This is a genomic window from Nonomuraea montanisoli, assembly GCF_013363975.1.
Lineage (GTDB): Bacteria > Actinomycetota > Actinomycetes > Streptosporangiales > Streptosporangiaceae > Nonomuraea > Nonomuraea montanisoli.
Genome location: NZ_JABWGN010000008.1, coordinates 171,916 through 186,852 on the forward strand (window position 1 = coordinate 171,916; position 14,937 = coordinate 186,852).

At 74.9% G+C, this 14,937-nt stretch carries 13 protein-coding genes; 12 read left to right on the forward strand and 1 reads right to left on the reverse strand.

What is annotated here, in order from left to right:
• The first annotated feature begins 99 nt into the window (after window positions 1-99).
• The 6 genes from HTZ77_RS21655 to HTZ77_RS21680 all read left to right on the forward strand — a co-directional run bounded on the left by HTZ77_RS21655 (window position 100) and on the right by HTZ77_RS21680 (window position 6,864).
• Complete coding sequence (locus HTZ77_RS21655; protein ID WP_175591471.1) at window positions 100-2,205, forward strand: ABC1 kinase family protein; 2,106 nt, start codon at window positions 100-102, stop codon at window positions 2,203-2,205.
• Between the two features lie 230 nt (window positions 2,206-2,435).
• Window positions 2,436-3,023: an NADPH-dependent FMN reductase gene (locus HTZ77_RS21660; RefSeq protein WP_328808720.1), complete on the forward strand. Its 588-nt coding sequence runs from the start codon at window positions 2,436-2,438 to the stop codon at window positions 3,021-3,023.
• A gap of 167 nt (window positions 3,024-3,190) precedes the next feature.
• Window positions 3,191-3,598 carry an alternative ribosome rescue aminoacyl-tRNA hydrolase ArfB gene (arfB, locus tag HTZ77_RS21665; RefSeq protein ID WP_175591473.1) on the forward strand — a complete coding sequence of 136 codons (408 nt, stop codon included), beginning with the start codon at window positions 3,191-3,193 and terminating at the stop codon, window positions 3,596-3,598.
• A gap of 232 nt (window positions 3,599-3,830) precedes the next feature.
• Window positions 3,831-4,649: a hypothetical protein gene (locus HTZ77_RS21670; RefSeq protein ID WP_175591474.1), complete on the forward strand. Its 819-nt coding sequence runs from the start codon at window positions 3,831-3,833 to the stop codon at window positions 4,647-4,649.
• Window positions 4,646-5,233: an HAD family hydrolase gene (locus HTZ77_RS21675; RefSeq protein ID WP_175591475.1), complete on the forward strand. Its 588-nt coding sequence runs from the start codon at window positions 4,646-4,648 to the stop codon at window positions 5,231-5,233. Before HTZ77_RS21670 ends, HTZ77_RS21675 begins: the two co-directional genes overlap by 4 nt.
• A gap of 98 nt (window positions 5,234-5,331) precedes the next feature.
• Window positions 5,332-6,864 (forward strand): alkaline phosphatase D family protein, encoded by a 1,533-nt coding sequence (locus tag HTZ77_RS21680; RefSeq protein WP_175591476.1) that lies wholly within the window; start codon window positions 5,332-5,334, stop codon window positions 6,862-6,864.
• 115 nt (window positions 6,865-6,979) lie between these two features.
• On the opposite strand, the gene HTZ77_RS47575 is transcribed toward HTZ77_RS21680, so the two are convergent.
• Window positions 6,980-8,833, reverse strand: coding sequence for an efflux RND transporter periplasmic adaptor subunit (locus HTZ77_RS47575; protein ID WP_175591477.1), 1,854 nt, complete (start codon window positions 8,831-8,833; stop codon window positions 6,980-6,982).
• Window positions 8,834-8,979: 146 nt separating this feature from the next.
• On the opposite strand from HTZ77_RS47575, the gene HTZ77_RS21690 reads away from it, so the two are divergent.
• Genes HTZ77_RS21690 through HTZ77_RS21715 form a run of 6 tightly spaced genes read left to right on the forward strand, consistent with a single transcriptional unit; the run spans window position 8,980 to window position 14,936 of the window.
• Entirely contained in the window at window positions 8,980-10,149 is a 1,170-nt protein-coding gene (locus tag HTZ77_RS21690) for an efflux RND transporter periplasmic adaptor subunit (RefSeq protein ID WP_328808689.1), read from the forward strand.
• On the forward strand, window positions 10,146-10,877 hold the full coding sequence (locus tag HTZ77_RS21695; protein WP_175591478.1) for an ABC transporter ATP-binding protein: 732 nt from the start codon (window positions 10,146-10,148) through the stop codon (window positions 10,875-10,877). The genes HTZ77_RS21690 and HTZ77_RS21695 overlap by 4 nt, the downstream gene beginning before the upstream one ends.
• Window positions 10,874-12,127, forward strand: a complete 1,254-nt coding sequence (locus HTZ77_RS21700) for an ABC transporter permease (protein WP_175591479.1) — start codon at window positions 10,874-10,876, stop codon at window positions 12,125-12,127. Before HTZ77_RS21695 ends, HTZ77_RS21700 begins: the two co-directional genes overlap by 4 nt.
• A gap of 36 nt (window positions 12,128-12,163) precedes the next feature.
• Window positions 12,164-12,727 (forward strand): hypothetical protein, encoded by a 564-nt coding sequence (locus HTZ77_RS21705; RefSeq protein WP_175591480.1) that lies wholly within the window; start codon window positions 12,164-12,166, stop codon window positions 12,725-12,727.
• Window positions 12,724-13,416 (forward strand): response regulator transcription factor, encoded by a 693-nt coding sequence (locus HTZ77_RS21710; protein ID WP_175591481.1) that lies wholly within the window; start codon window positions 12,724-12,726, stop codon window positions 13,414-13,416. The genes HTZ77_RS21705 and HTZ77_RS21710 overlap by 4 nt, the downstream gene beginning before the upstream one ends.
• 17 nt (window positions 13,417-13,433) lie before the next feature.
• Window positions 13,434-14,936: a sensor histidine kinase gene (locus HTZ77_RS21715; protein WP_175591482.1), complete on the forward strand. Its 1,503-nt coding sequence runs from the start codon at window positions 13,434-13,436 to the stop codon at window positions 14,934-14,936.
• The last annotated feature ends 1 nt before the right edge of the window (window position 14,937 follow it).

Below are 14,937 nucleotides of genomic sequence, written 5' to 3' on the forward strand. Positions count from 1 at the left end.
CTGCGACTCCGGACCGCCCGCCCGGCCACCCCCCGCCGGGCCCGGCGTGACCCTCTCCCTGAGCGGGGTGGGGTGGTTTGTCTGGGATGATCCCGAGCCATGGACTTCCCCGTGACGCTGGTCGTCTCCGTCGCCGCCCTGGTGATGATCCTCCTGTTGGCGGGTGCCGCCCGACGACTGCTGGGAGTCAGGTTCGGGGCGATCCGGACGTTCCTGGCCGGCTTGCTGGCCTTCACCCTGTCCGCCCCGCTGCTCTCGCCGATCCTCAACTCCTTCCCCCGGACGCCCGCCGGCGAGAGGCCGGTCGATCCCGGCATCGGCGCGCTCTGGGTGCTCCTGCTCGTCGCCATGTGCGTCGTGCTCATCCCCATGGTGCTTCTGGTACTGGCCGAGGCGCTGGTCCCGCCCGGCTCCATCCCCGGCCCGCTGGAGCTGGCCCGCTCGATGCGCGGCCGGATCTCCCGGGCCCGGCGGTACTCCCAGATCACCCGCATTGCGATCCGCCACGGCCTCGGCCCGTACCTGCGCGGACGCGGAGCGCGGGTCGAGGACCGGCCCGGCAGGCGGCGGCTGGCGGCGTCGCTGCGCCAGGCGCTCGACGACGGCGGCGTCACGTTCGTCAAGCTCGGCCAGGTGCTGTCCACGCGCCGCGACCTGCTGCCGGCGGAGTTCGTGGAGGAGCTCGGCCTGCTGCAGGACCGGGTCGCGCCCGCGCCGTGGGAGCAGATCGAGCCCGTCCTGACGGCCGAGCTGGGCGGCCCGCCCGAGAGCGTGTTCGCGGAGTTCGACCGCACGCCGCTGGCCGCCGCGTCGATCGCCCAGGTGCACGCCGCCCGGCTGCGCACCGGTGAGAGCGTCGTGGTCAAGGTGCGCCGGCCCGGCATCGACCGGGTCGTGGCCAGGGACCTCGACATCGTGCGCCGCCTGGCCGCCACCCTGGAGAGCCGTACCCGCTGGGGCCGTTCGCTGGGGGTGCGGGAGCTGGCCGAGGGGTTCGCGGTGGCGTTGCGCGAGGAGCTCGACTTCCGCGTCGAGGCGGCCAACATGGCGGCCGTCATCGCGTACCGGTCGTCCGGCGGGCCGTCCGGGCCGTCCGGGTCGTCCGGTGCGCCCGACGCCCCCGGAGCGTCCGCGGTCTCGGCCGCGCTCCCGATCGTCGAGGCGTTCCCGGCGACGGGCCCGGCCGGGGCGCCGGGGGCGGCCGGGGGTGTCACGGTCACGTACCCGGCGCCGGTCCCGGCCCTGTGCGGCGAGCGCGTGCTGGTCATGGAGCGGCTGACGGGCGGCCCGCTGGCCGCCGCCGACGGCGCCCGCGGCCTCGAACGCGCCCGCGCGCTGCTGGACTGCCTGCTCAGGCAGGTGCTCGTGGAGGGCGTCTTCCACGCCGACCCGCACCCGGGCAACCTCATGCTGCTGGACGACGGCACGCTCGCGCTGCTCGACTTCGGCTCGGTGGGACGCCTGGACGCCGCCGTGCGCTCGGCCCTCCAGCGCTTCCTGCTGGCCATGAACCGGCAGGACCCGGTGGCCGTCACGGACGCGCTGCTGGAGGTCATGCCGAGGCCCGAGGACGTCGACGAGCCGGCGCTGGAGCGCGCTCTCGGCCAGTTCATGGCCCGGCACCTGGTGCCGGGATCGGCGAGCGTCCAGATGTTCACCGACCTGTTCAGGATCGTCTCCGGGCACGGGCTGTCCGTGCCGCCGGAGGTCGCCGCGGTCTTCCGCGCCCTCGCCACGCTGGAGGGGACCCTGCAACGGCTGGCGCCGGGCTTCGACCTCGTCGGCGAGGCGCGCGCGTTCGCCGGCCGCCACCTGTCCGAGCGGCTCGACGCCGGCGCGGTCAAGGAGACGGTCGTCCAGGAGGTGGCCACGCTGCTGCCCATGCTGCGGCGCCTGCCCCGCCGGATCGAGCGCATCGCGAGCGCCGCCGAGCACGGCCGCCTGGGCGTGAACGTCCGCCTCCTCGCCGACGACCGCGACCGCCGCTTCCTGACGGGGCTGCTGCACCAGGTGCTGCTGACGGTCCTCGGGGCGACGGCCGGGCTGATGGCGGCGATGCTCCTCGGCCTCGACGGCGGGCCGCAGGTGACCCCGGCGATCAGCCTCTTCCAGCTCATCGGCTACAACCTGCTCGTGATCAGCGCCATCCTGGTGCTGCGGGTGCTGATCGTCGTCTTCCGGCGCCCTCGGGACGCCCGTCCGTAGCCGGTCACGGCGGGTGAGGGGATGATCTCCCGATCGTCACCCTGATCCCACCCGCCCCAGAACATTATTCCGTTGATCTCGTTCAGGCGGACGTTCGCACAGGTCAGGGCACGGCGCGCACGGCCGCCCGGCACCGGCGGCAACTTGACCCCGCACTGGTGTTGGACATCCCCGACATCGGGCAGGTTCCCGCCCATGGGCACCACATCGAGATCCTTCGGGAGCAGAGGGTGAGAATCATCGGGATCGCCGCGAGCCTCCACGCAGGATCCTTCATCAATAGATTGCTGACAGCGGTGGGCGGCGAGCTCCCGTCCGGCGTGGACTTCACGCCCTGGACGGACCTCGCCGCCGTGCCGCCGTTCACCGCCGGACCCGTGCCCGACGCGCCCTCCGGGCTGCTCCGTCTGGTGGACGACGCCGACGCGCTGCTGCTGATCGCGCCCGAGCACAGCCTGCTGCCCGTCGAGCTGGGCGACGCCCTGCGATGGCTGTCCGCCTCGGGCGCGCTGACCGGCAGGCACGTCGCGGTGATGAGCGCCAGCGCGCGTCCCTGCGGCGCCATGTGGGCGCAGGCGGAGCTGTACCGGCAGCTCACCGAGGCGGGGGCCGTGGTCATGGGGGCCGAGCTGGTGATCTCGCCGCTCAGCCCGCACTTCGACGAGCGGGGCCGCCTCACCGTGGGACGGCTGCGCGAGCAGGTGCGGGACGTGGTGAGCCGCCTGTGCCCGGCCGCGGTCGGCGAGCCCGTGCCCGTCATGGAGGCCGTGCCGCTCAGGCAGCCCGCGTTGAAGCGGGAGGCCGCGCTCACCGCCTGACGGCCCGCTCAACGCCTGACGGTTCACGCTCACCGCCCGCCTCTCCGGCCCGGCCGCATCCCGGTCGGGCCGGACCCGTGTACGGGGCGAAAAGCCGTTGGCCGCCGCGCCCGTCCGATCGGTACGGTTGAGGAGCAGAACCGAGACAACGACAGGAGCACACCACGATGCCCGGCCCGCTGGTCGTCAACGACGCGGTCGTCATCCCCGACGCCGAGCTCGTGTGGCGCTTCTCGCGCTCCTCCGGCCCGGGCGGCCAGGGCGTCAACACCACGGACAGCCGGGTGGAGCTCAGCTTCGACCTGGAGGCCAGCACCGCGCTCCCGCCGGCGCTCAAGGCGCGCGCCCTCGACCGGCTGGGCACGGCGACCATCACGATCGCCGCCTCGGAGTACCGCTCGCAGCTGCGCAACCGCGAGGCGGCCTGCCAGCGGCTGGCGCAGCGCCTGAGAGAGGCGATCGCGCCCCCGCCCAAGCGCCGCCGCCCCACCAAGCCGAGCCGCGGGTCGGTCGAGCGGCGCATCGCCGCCAAGAAGCAGCGCGCCGACCTCAAGCGCCTGCGCCGCGACCCCTGATCACCCGCGCCGACCCCTGACCGCCTCGGCGCCGACTCCTGACCGCCTCGCGCTGCCCTCTGACCGCCTCGCGCTGCCCCCTGACCGCCTCGCGCCGACCCCGAACGCCCTTCATGGCCGCTTCATGCGGACCTCAAGCGCCCGCGCCCCCGCCGTCACGCGCACTGATGGTGTGATGCAAGCGACATGTGCGACCATCGCCGGGAATCCGCGGGTCTAGTGGGGAGGCGCTGTGGCGGGCATCGTCGGCGTGCACGGAATCGGGAAGTACGACTACTACGTCAACGCCGGGAACTCGGCGAGCGGGGCGGCCGAGGCGATGCGCCTCAAGTGGGACCGCTACTTACACGCGGCGCTCGGCGGCGAACCCCGGCCGTACTTCACCGAGGTCGCCTACTTCTCCCACCTCCTGCGCGACCGCGCCCCCGAGCAGGGGCCGAGGGCGTTCTCCGCCATGGGCGCCGACGCCCACCACGTCCTCGCCGAATGGGCCCGGCAGCGCGGCTGGGGCGAGCACGTCACCGGCGCGCTGCGCACGTTCACGGGATGGCTGCTGACGCGGCTCGACGCCCGGTCGGCGGCGTTCGCCGGGCTCTTCGCGCCCGAGGTGGCCGCGTACCTGACCGACGCCGTCCGGCGGGAGCGGGTGCGGCAGTCCGTCGCCGCGACGATCCGGCGCAACCGGCCGCGCGTCGTCGTCGCCCACTCGCTCGGCAGCGTCGTGGCCTACGAGGCCCTGTGGTCCGACCCCGCCCTGGAGGTGGACCTGCTGCTGACGCTCGGCAGCCCCCTCGGCATGCGCAACGTCGTCTTCGAACGCCTGCTGCCCGCGCCCATCAACGGCCGCGGCGGTCGCCCGCCCGGCGTCCGGCGCTGGGTGAACATCGCCGACAAGGACGACATCGCGGCCATCCCTCCGGACCTGTGCGACAGCTTCGCCGGGGTGGACGTCGAGGAGCTGGTCAACCTCGACTGGATCGACTTCCACACGGCCGAGAAGTATCTGGGCTGCCCCGCGCTCGACCCGCATCTGCGACCCTTTCTCGTATGAAGTGGATCGTGTTCGACTACGGTGACGTCCTGTCCCTGTCCCAGCCCGAGGCCGAAGTGGCGGCGATGGTCCGGGAGTCCGGCGCCGGCCCCGAGGCGTTCCGGGACGGCTACTGGAAGCACCGCCTCGACTTCGACCGCGGCACGCTGACACCGGAGGAGTTCTGGTCGGCGGCGCTCGGCCGGTCCGTCGGCGCGGAGGAGACCGCCCGCCTCAACGCCCTGGACCTGGCGAGCTGGTCGCACCCGGACGAGGACACGGTCGCGCTCCTCGGCGAGCTGCTCGCCGCCGGCCGGCCGGTGGGCCTGCTCTCCAACGCCCCCGCCTGCATCGCCGACAGCCTGGACGAGCTGCCGTGGATCGCCGCCATCCCGCACCGCGTCTACAGCGGCCGGATCGGCCTGGTGAAGCCGGACCGCGCGATCTACGACCACCTCGCCCGCGAGCTCGGCGCCGACCCCGCCGACGTGGTCTTCGTGGACGACCGCCCGCACAACGTGGCCGGGGCCCGGGCGGCGGGCATGACCGCCGTGGTCTTCACCACGGCCGCCGCCCTCCGCGCCGACCTCTCGGCACTCCTGTAGGCCCCTGACCACCGCACACGCCGCTCCGACCGGAGCTGTTCACTCGTACGTGGCGCCGCTGTCATGACCGGGTCAGCGGCGCCGGACATACCTGAGGCGTGAACCGCAGATCCTTCCTCACCGCGGCGGCCGCCGGCCTGGTCACCCAGGCCGCCGGCCCTCTCACCTCCCCGGCACGGGCCTCCGCCTCCCTGGCGCTCAAGGGCGACCCGTTCACGCTCGGCGTCGCCTCCGGCGACCCCTCCACCGGCGGCTTCGTGCTCTGGACCCGCCTGGCCCTCGACCCGCTCGGCGGCGACGGCCGCGGCGGCATGCCCGCCCGCGACGTGGACGTCGACTGGCAGATCGCCACCGACGACCGCTTCCGCTCCGTCGTCCGCACGGGCACCGCCACGGCCCGCGCGGGCGCCGCGCACAGCGTCCACGTCGAGGTGGACGGCCTGGAGGCGGGCCGCGAGTACTTCTACCGCTTCCGGTCCCAGGGCCGCCTGTCGCCCGCCGGCCGCACCAGGACCACCCCGGCCGTGGAGCGGCCGCTGAGGTTCGCCGTCGCCGCGTGCGCCCACTACGAGCACGGCTACTACACCGCCTACCGGCGCCTCGCCGAGGACGAGCCGGAGCTCGTCGTCTTCCTCGGCGACTACATGTACGAGTACGGCCCGAGCGGCTACACCGCGCTCGCCGGCCGGGTCCGCACCCACACGCCCGGCAAGTGCGAGACGCTGGCCGACTACCGGCTGCGCCACGCCCAGTACAAGAGCGACCCCGACCTCCAGCACGCCCACGCCACCGCCCCGTGGCTGGTCGCCTTCGACGACCACGAGATCGAGAACAACTGGGCCGGCCCTGTCTCCAGCACCGGCGCGCCCGGGTTCGCGCGCCGCCGCGCCGACGCCTTCCGCGCCTACTACGAGAACATGCCGCTGCGCCGCGCCAGCCTCCAGGGCGCCGTGCTGCGGGTCAACCGGCGTGTCTCCTGGGGGCCGCTGGCCCGCTTCCACCTGCTCGACACCCGCCAGTTCCGCGACGACCAGGCGTGCCTGGACGGCGTACGGGCCGGCTGCGACGACCGGCTGTCGGCCAGGCGGACCCTGCTCGGCGCCGGCCAGTGGAGCTGGCTGGAGAGCGGCCTGCGCGGCTCCGACGCCCACTGGAACCTGCTCGGCCAGCAGATCATGATGACGCAGCGCGACTACAAGGTCGGGCCCGGCCGCGAGGTGAACCTCGACTCCTGGGACGGCTACGCCCCCGAGCGCACCCGGCTGCTCGGCTCGCTCGCCGTCACCTCCAATCCCGTCGTCCTGACCGGCGACGCGCACATGCACCACCTGGCCGACCTCAAGGCCGACTTCGACGACCCCGACGCGCCCGTGATCGCCAAGGAGCTGATCGCCTCCTCGATCGCCAGCGACGGCGACGGCTACCGCGACAGGACGTGGATCGCCGAGGCGGTGGCGGAGAACCCGCACATCTCGTTCATCGACCAGCGGCGCGGCTATCTCATGGCCCGGCTCACCCGCGACGAGCTGTCGGTCGACTACCGGACCCTCGACTACATCTCCCGCAGGGGAGCCCGGGCCAGGACGGCGCACCGCGTCACGATCCCCTCCTCCGTCCAGGCCCGCGCCTGAGCGCCCGTGCCCGACTGCCCGTGCCCGACCGCCCGCGCCCGAGCGCCCGTGCCTGAGCGCTCGCGCCCGACCGTTCGCTGCCTGACCGTTTGCTGGGAGGACGCTGAGGGTTCGCTCAGCGGCCCGGCCACGCCCCGTCGGGGAAGCCGCCCGCCGTGCCGCCCTCCAGCACCACCTGGTCGCTCTCGCTCAGCCCGGAGGTGACCTGCACGTACTGGTCGCCGCGCACGCCCGTGCGCACGACCCGGGTGGCGTCCCGGCCGTCCGAGCGCACGGTGACCACCGAGGTGCCGTCGGCGCGCCCGCGCACCGCCGCGACGGGCACGTACACGGCGTCCGCCGCCGTGCCGGTCGTCACCACCACCGACGCCGTCTGCCCGAGCATGATGCCCGCGGGCGGTTCGTCGAAGGCCAGCGCGACGGAGTAGCGGACCAGGCTGCCGTCCGCGGTGGCGGTCGGGGCGATGCGGGTCACCCGGCCCGCGTACCGCTGCCCGGGGCGCGTGGCCAGCGTGATCCGCGCCTTCTGGCCGATCCTGAGCCGGTTCACGTCGGACTCGGTGACCATGGCCTCGACCTGCTGCTCGTCCAGGTCGCCGAGGCTGACGAACGTGCCGCCGCCCGCGCCGTCGCCCGCCCGGCCCGCGACCGACAGGACCGTGCCGGCGGCGGGCGCCACGATGCGGGCGCCCCGCACCGCGTCGGCGGCCTGCTCCAGCGCGGCCTCGGCGCGGTCGACGTTCGCCTGCGCCTGCTCCTCGCTCATCCCGCCCTTCGCGCCGCCGCCCGGCCGGCACGTGCCCTGAGAGGGCCGGGCCTCGCTGGACGGCCGGGCCCCGCTGGAGGGCCGCGCTCCGCTGGAGGGACGGCCGGACGGCTGCCCCGACGGCCTGCCCGTGGCCTTGCCCGTGGGATTGCCGGTCGCCCTGCCGGTGGGGGTCGGCATCCCCTTGCCGGTCGGGGCGGCGGTGGCGCGCCCGGTGGGCGAGCCGGTGAGGGCGGGGCTCGTCCCGGGGTCGGCGGGGCCGCCCGTCGGGCCCGCAGTGGGGCCCGCGGTGGGACCCGCCGTGGGACCCGCCGTGGGCTCGGTGGTCGAGGGCCTGGTGGGGGTGGCGGTCACGGTCGCGGTGGCCGTGACGGTGGCCGTCACCGTGACGGTGACCGTGGGCCGCGGCTCCGGGAGCGTGGGGCCCGGCTCAGGGTCGCCGGAAGGCCACGACGCGGAGGAGGGCGTAGGGGAGGAGGCCACGCCCTCCTCCGGGGACACGCCCTTGGAGGAGACGCCCCCGGAGGAGACGCCCTCGGGGGACACGCCCCTGGGGGAGACGCCCACGGGGGAGACGCCCTCAGGGGAGACGGGGGCGCGGGGCGTGACGGCCGCCCGCACGCTGAGCGCCCGGACGTTCCGGAGGGCGGCGGCCGCTTCCTGAACGGCCGCCCCGGCTCCCTGGGGCGCGGCCGAGGCGGCGGTGGCGCAGGCCGAGGGGGCGGCTGTGGCCGACGACGCCTCCTCCAGCGCCTCCAGTGCCTCCCGCGCCGCCGCCAGGTCCGCCTTGGCCGCCTCGTACCCCTCGCGCGCGGCCCGCCCGTCGATGCGGGCCAGCACCTGCCCCTTGCGCACCTTGGCCCCGACCTTGACGTACACGCGCGTCACGGTCCCCGAGCCGCCGAAGGCCAGGTCGCGGCGCGAGCCGTCGACCGTGCTGCCCGCGGCCGTCACCGAGGCGGTCACCACGCCCCGCCTGGCCACCGCGAGCTGGACCCGGACGGTGGCCGGGGCGTCGTCGCGCAGGGCGACGGCCAGGCCGGAGCCGGCCGCCAGCACCGCCAGCGCCAGCGCGCCCAGCGCGAGCGCCTTCGGCCGCGAGGGCAGCGAGGGCAGCGAAGGCCGCGAAAGCCGCGAAAGCCGTGGAGGCCGGGGAGGCCGGGGAGGCCGCGAGGACAGCCGGGGCCGCGAAGTCGGTCTCATGGCCGCCCATCCTGGCGCGGCAGCTTCACGCCCTCCTGCGAGCCGGCTCCGAGTTCGCTGTGCGCCGCCGGGACGGCGGCCGTTGTCAGCGAACGTTCAGCAAGCTCCCGGCTCGGGCGCAGGCTGGTGTGCCAGGGTCACCGCCTGTGAAGGTGTCACCCCGGCGCAGAGCGCTGACGACCACGACCAGCCGCAGGACGCTGGTGACCAACGGAACGCTCGCCGCGCTCCTCCTGGGCGGCGCCGCGTTCGCCTACGCCCAGCTCGGCACGGACGAGGCGGCCGGCGAGACGGCCCCGCGGACCGCGACCGCCGGGCGGGGAAGCGTGACCGCCTCCGTGAGCGCGTCGGGCTCCGTGGAGAGCGCCAGGAGCAGGGCGCTGACGTTCGGCACCAGCGGCACCGTCGAGCGCGTCAACATCAAGGCCGGCGACAAGGTGCGCAAGGGCGACATCCTCGCCGAGGTGGACGACGACGCCGCCCGGGAGACACTGTCGGCCGCCGAGGCCGGCCTGGCCTCCGCCACCGAGGACGGCACCTCGACCGCGCAGCTCTACGCCGCCTACGTCAAGGCGCGCAACGCCTACCGCGCGGCCAGGCGGGCCGTCGACGGCACCGTCATCCGGGCGCCCTTCGCCGGCACGGTCACCGCCGTGAACGGCGGCGTCGGCGGCTCCTCGTCCGGCACCGGCTCCGGGCAGACCCAGAGCGGCCAGTCCGGGCAGAGCGGCCAGTCCGCCCAGCAGGGCACGTCGGGCACGTCGGGCTTCGTCGAGCTGGCCGACACCCGCAAGCTCCAGCTCGTCGGCTCGTTCACCGAGTCGGACGCCGGCCGGCTCAAGGTCGGCCAGAGCGCCGCCGTCACCTTCGACGCGCTGCCCGGCGTCACCGCCACCGGCAAGGTCAGCCAGATCCAGCCGGTCGCCTCCACCAGCGACAACGTCGTCCAGTACCCGGTGACGATCACGTTCGGCAGCGTGCCGGCGCAGGTCCGGCTCGGCCAGACCGCCACCGTCGAGGTCGTCGTCGGCAGCGCCGATAACGCCGTCACCGTCCCCACCGCCGCGATCTCCACCAGCGGCGGCCAGAGCACGGTCACCGTCCTGCGCGACGGCGCCCAGGTCAGGACTCCGGTCGAGGTGGGCGTGCGCGGCACCGCCACCTCCGAGATCACCTCCGGGGTGTCCGAGGGCGACGTGGTCGTCCTGCCGTCCGTCACCACCGGGACGGGCACGGGCAACGGCCAGCAGCAGCGCGGCTTCGGCGGCGGTTTCCCGGGCGGCGGTCCCGGCGGCGTGCCCGGAGGCGGGCGATGACCGCTCCCGTCCTGCGCGTGCGCGACCTGGTCAAGGAGTACGGCGAGGGCGACGCCCGGGTCCGCGCCCTGCGCGGCGTGGACCTCGACGTCGACCAAGGCGACTACGTGGCCATCATGGGCGCCTCCGGCTCCGGCAAGTCCACGCTCATGAACATCCTCGGCTGCCTCGACGTCCCCACCTCCGGCAGCTACCGGATCGACGGCGCCGACGTGGGCCTGCTCGACGAGCACCAGCTCGCCCTGCTGCGCAACCGCCGGGTCGGCTTCGTCTTCCAGTCGTTCAACCTGATCCCGCGCATGAGCGCCCTCGCCAACGTCGAGCTGCCGCTCATGTACGGCGGCGTCGGCCAGGCCGAGCGCCGCTCCCGGGCGCTGGCCGCGCTGGAGCAGGTGGGCCTGTCCGACCGGCTGCACCACGAGCCCAACCAGCTCTCCGGCGGCCAGCAACAGCGCGTCGCCGTCGCCCGCGCGCTCGTCACCGCGCCCGCCCTGCTGCTGGCCGACGAGCCCACCGGCAACCTCGACACCTCCTCCACCCGCGACGTGCTCGACATCCTGGACCGGCTCAGCGTCTCCGGCCGCACGATCGTGCTCATCACCCACGAGGACGACGTCGCCGCGCACGCCAAGCGGGTCATCCGGCTCGTGGACGGCGCGATCGTCGAGGACCGCAGGCAGGCGCCGGTGGACGGCCCGCCGCCGAGGCTCGCGGAGGCGGTCGGATGAACCGGCTGGAGATCCTCCGCTTCGCGCTGCGCGGCCTGCTGGCCAACAAGATGCGCAGCGCCCTGACCACGCTCGGCATCCTCATCGGCGTCGCCGCGGTCATCCTGCTCGTCGCCGTCGGCGAGGGCTCCTCCCAGAGCATCCAGAAGAACATCCAGCGGCTCGGCGCCAACACCCTGACCATCTCACCGTCCTTCACCGGCGGGGGCGGCGGCCGGGGCGGCCCCGGAGGAGGCGGCGGCCAGAACACCGGCCCCCGCACCCAGGCGCGGCAGCTCACCCTCGCCGACGCCGAGGCCCTGGCGGACAGGGCCGCCGCCCCCTCGGTGGCCTCCGTCTCGCCCGTCGTGACCGCCGGCTCGGCCACCGCCACCTACGAGGCGGCCAGCCACGGCATCGGCCAGCTCGTCGGCACCTACCCCAGCTACTTCGAGGCCATGAACAGGCAGGTGGCCCGCGGCACGTACTTCTTCAACGACGACGTGCTGGCCGCCCGCAAGGTCATGGTGCTCGGCACGACCGTGGCCGAGGAGCTGTTCGGCGACCTCGACCCGGTGGGCAGGCAGGTCAGCGTGTCGGGCGTGCCGTTCACCGTCGTCGGCGTGCTCAAGGAGAGCGGCTCAACCGGCATGCAGGACGCCGACGACGTGGCCCTCGCGCCGCTGCCGGCCGTCCAGCAGAGCCTCACCGGGTTCGGCTCGCTCGGCTCGATCGTGGTGCGGGCCACCGGCGCGTCCGCCACCGCGACGGCGCAGGCCGAGGTCACGGCCGTCCTCAACCAGCGGCACGGCATCACCGGCACCGCCGCCGCCGACTACCGCATCCTCAACCAGGCCACCCTCCAGGAGACCGTCAGCGAGGCGACCGGCACGTTCACCGTGCTGCTCGCAGCGGTGGCCGCGATCTCGCTGCTGGTCGGCGGCATCGGCATCACCAACATCATGCTCGTCACCGTCACCGAGCGGACCAGGGAGATCGGCATCCGCAAGGCCATCGGGGCGCCCCGGGGCGCCATCCTCGGCCAGTTCCTGATGGAGGCCACGCTGCTGAGCCTCGTCGGCGGGCTGTCGGGGGTGCTGGTGGCGTTCGCCGGCACCCGGTTCACCATCGCCGGCATCGAGCCGGTGCTCGTCCCGTCGTCCGTGGCGCTGGCCCTCGGCGTGTCGGTCGGCATCGGGCTGTTCTTCGGCGGCTACCCCGCCAACCGGGCCGCCAAGCTGCGGCCCATCCAGGCCCTGCGCCACGAGTGACGCTTCCCCATCCCCGTATCCCCCTAGGAGACTGACATGGCCGAGCGTGACAACCCGCTCGACTCCTCGCTCGACTCCTCGCCGTTCCGCGACGACCTGCGCGAGGAGCTGGCCGTCCGGCCCCGCAAGGGGCCGTCCAGGCTGACGCTCGCGCTCGGCGCGGGCGTGGTGCTGGTGGCCGGCGTGCTCATCGGCATCCAGGCGCACAGGACGCTGGGCGGCGACGCCGCGCCGGCCGCCGCCACGGGCGGCCGGCAGGCGGGCGGCGGGTTCCAGGGGTACGGCCAGCGCATGGGCGGCATGCCCGGGAACGGCATGCCCCCCGGCTACGGCGGGCAGCCGGGCGGCCAGCCCGGCCAGCGCACGGGCGGCGGCACGGTGGGCACCGTCGAGAAGGTCGAGGACGGCAAGGTATACCTGAAGGCCATGGACGGCTCCACCGTCACCGTCACGACCACCGGCTCGACCACGGTGCAGATCGCCCGGCCCGGCAAGGTGTCCGACCTGGCCACCGGCTCGACCGTCGTGGTGCGCGGCCAGCAGGCCGCCGACGGCTCCGTCGCCGCCGTGTCGATCAGCCAGGGAGGCGGCGCCCGATGAGGGTGCCCGAGGCAAGGCTCCTGGTCGTCGACGACGAGCCCAACATCAGGGAGCTGTTCTCGGCGAGTCTGCGCATGGCCGGCTTCGAGGTGTTCACCGCCGCCGACGGCAGGAGCGCCCTGCGGGTGGCCGAGGAGTGCGCCCCCGACCTCGTCATGCTGGACGTGATGCTGCCCGACCTCGACGGCCTGACCGTGGCCACGCGGCTGCGCTCGCGCGGCCGGCGCGTCCCGGTGCTGTTCGTCACCGCCAAGGACACCCCCGAGGACCGGCTGGCCGGGCTGGGGCTCGGCGAGGACTACGTCACGAAGCCGTTCAGCCTGGAGGAGGTCATCGCCCGCATCCGGGCCGTGCTGCGCCGCACCCGGCGCGGCGCGCCGCTGCCCAACCGGCTGCGCGCCGGCGACCTGGAGCTCGACGTGGAGACGCACGAGGTGTGGCGCAACGGCCTGCCCGTGCGGCTGTCGCCCACCGAGTTCCGGCTGCTGCGCTACTTCATGCTCAACACCGGCCGCGTGCTGTCGAAGACGCAGATCCTCGACCACGTCTGGAACGGCGACTGGCGCACCGACGTCGGCCTCGTCGAGTCGTACGTCTCCTACCTGCGCCGCAAGCTGGACACCGGCGAGCGCCGCCACCTGCACACCCTGCGCGGCGTGGGCTATATCCTTCGCCCGCCCAAGGACTGACCAGGGGAGCGTGAGGCATGAGGCGCGGGCGTGAGGCCGTCCGGCAGGTGCGGCGACGGCTCGCCCGCACCCCGCTGTGGCTGCGGCTGGTCTCGGCGACGCTGCTGATGGTGACGCTGGCCATCGCGCTGACCGGGCTGTTCGCCGTGCGGCTGCTGCGCGGCTACCTCGTCGAACGGGTCGACCAGCAGCTGCACTCCGCCAGCCGCCCGCCGCGCGTGCCCCCGCCGCCCGACCCCACGCCGGGCACCCGGGCGCCGGAGCGCTTCTACGGCCTGTTCCACGGCGTGCTCGTCGACGCGGGCGGCACGGTCGTGCGGCGCTACTCCGAGTCCACCGACGCCTACACCCCCGACCTGCCCCGCCTGACCAGCGCCGACGTCGCCCGCCTCGCCGGCCGTCCGTTCACCGTCGAGTCGGTGCCCGCCGACGGGCCGCTGTGGCGGGTGATCGCCGTGCCCGCACGCGACGGCGCCAGCCGCGTCATCGCGATCAACCTCGGCGACGTGGACGCCACCGTCACCCAGCTCATGCTCATCGTCGCCGTGGGCGGCGGCGGCACGCTGGCCGTCCTCGGCGTCGCCTGCCACTGGGTCGTCCGGCGCAGCCTGCGCCCCCTCGGCGAGATCGCCCGCACCGCCCGCGCCATCGCCGGCGGCGACCTGTCGCGCCGCGTGCCGCTGTGGGCCGCCACCACCGAGGTCGGCAGGCTCGGCCGGGCGCTGAACGGCATGCTCGGCCGGATCGAGGTCGCGGTGCGGGAACGCGAGGCGGCGGCCGAGGAGGCCCGCCGCTCGGCCACGGCCGCCCGGCGCTCCGAGGAGCTGATGCGCAGGTTCATGGCCGACGCCTCCCACGAGCTGCGCACCCCGCTCACCTCCATCCGGGGCTTCGCCGAGCTGTACCGGCTGAGCGAGGAGCAGAGCCTGGACGAGGCGGTGCGGCTGCTCGGCCGGATCGAGGGCCAGGCCGCCCGCATGGGGCTGCTCGTGGAGGACATGCTGCTGCTCGCCCGGCTCGACCAGCGCCGCGCCCTCGACCGGCGGCCCGTCGACCTGCTGAGCCTGGCCGCGACGGCCGTCATCGACGCGCAGACGCTCGCGCCCGACCGGGTCATCGAGCTGGTCCGGCTCGACGGGGGAGAGGGGCCCGTGCCGGTGGTCGGCGACGAGCCGCGCCTGTCCCAGGTGCTGGGCAACCTCGTCGGCAACGCGCTCGCCCACACGCCGCCCGGCACGCCGTTCCGCGTCGGGGTCGGGCTGTTCGGCGACCGGGCGGAGCTGGAGGTGGCCGACGAGGGGCCGGGCTTCCCGCCGCGGGTGGCGGAGCTGGTGTTCGAGCGGTTCTACCGGGCCGACCCGGCGCGCGGCACCGGCGGGTCGGGGCTCGGCCTGTCGATCGCGGCCACGCTGGTGGAGGCGCACGGAGGCACGATCACCGCGGCGTCGGAGCCGGGGAAGGGCGCCGTGTTCCGCGTCGCCCTGCCCGCCGCCCCGCCGGGCGCGTACCCAGACGAGTAGC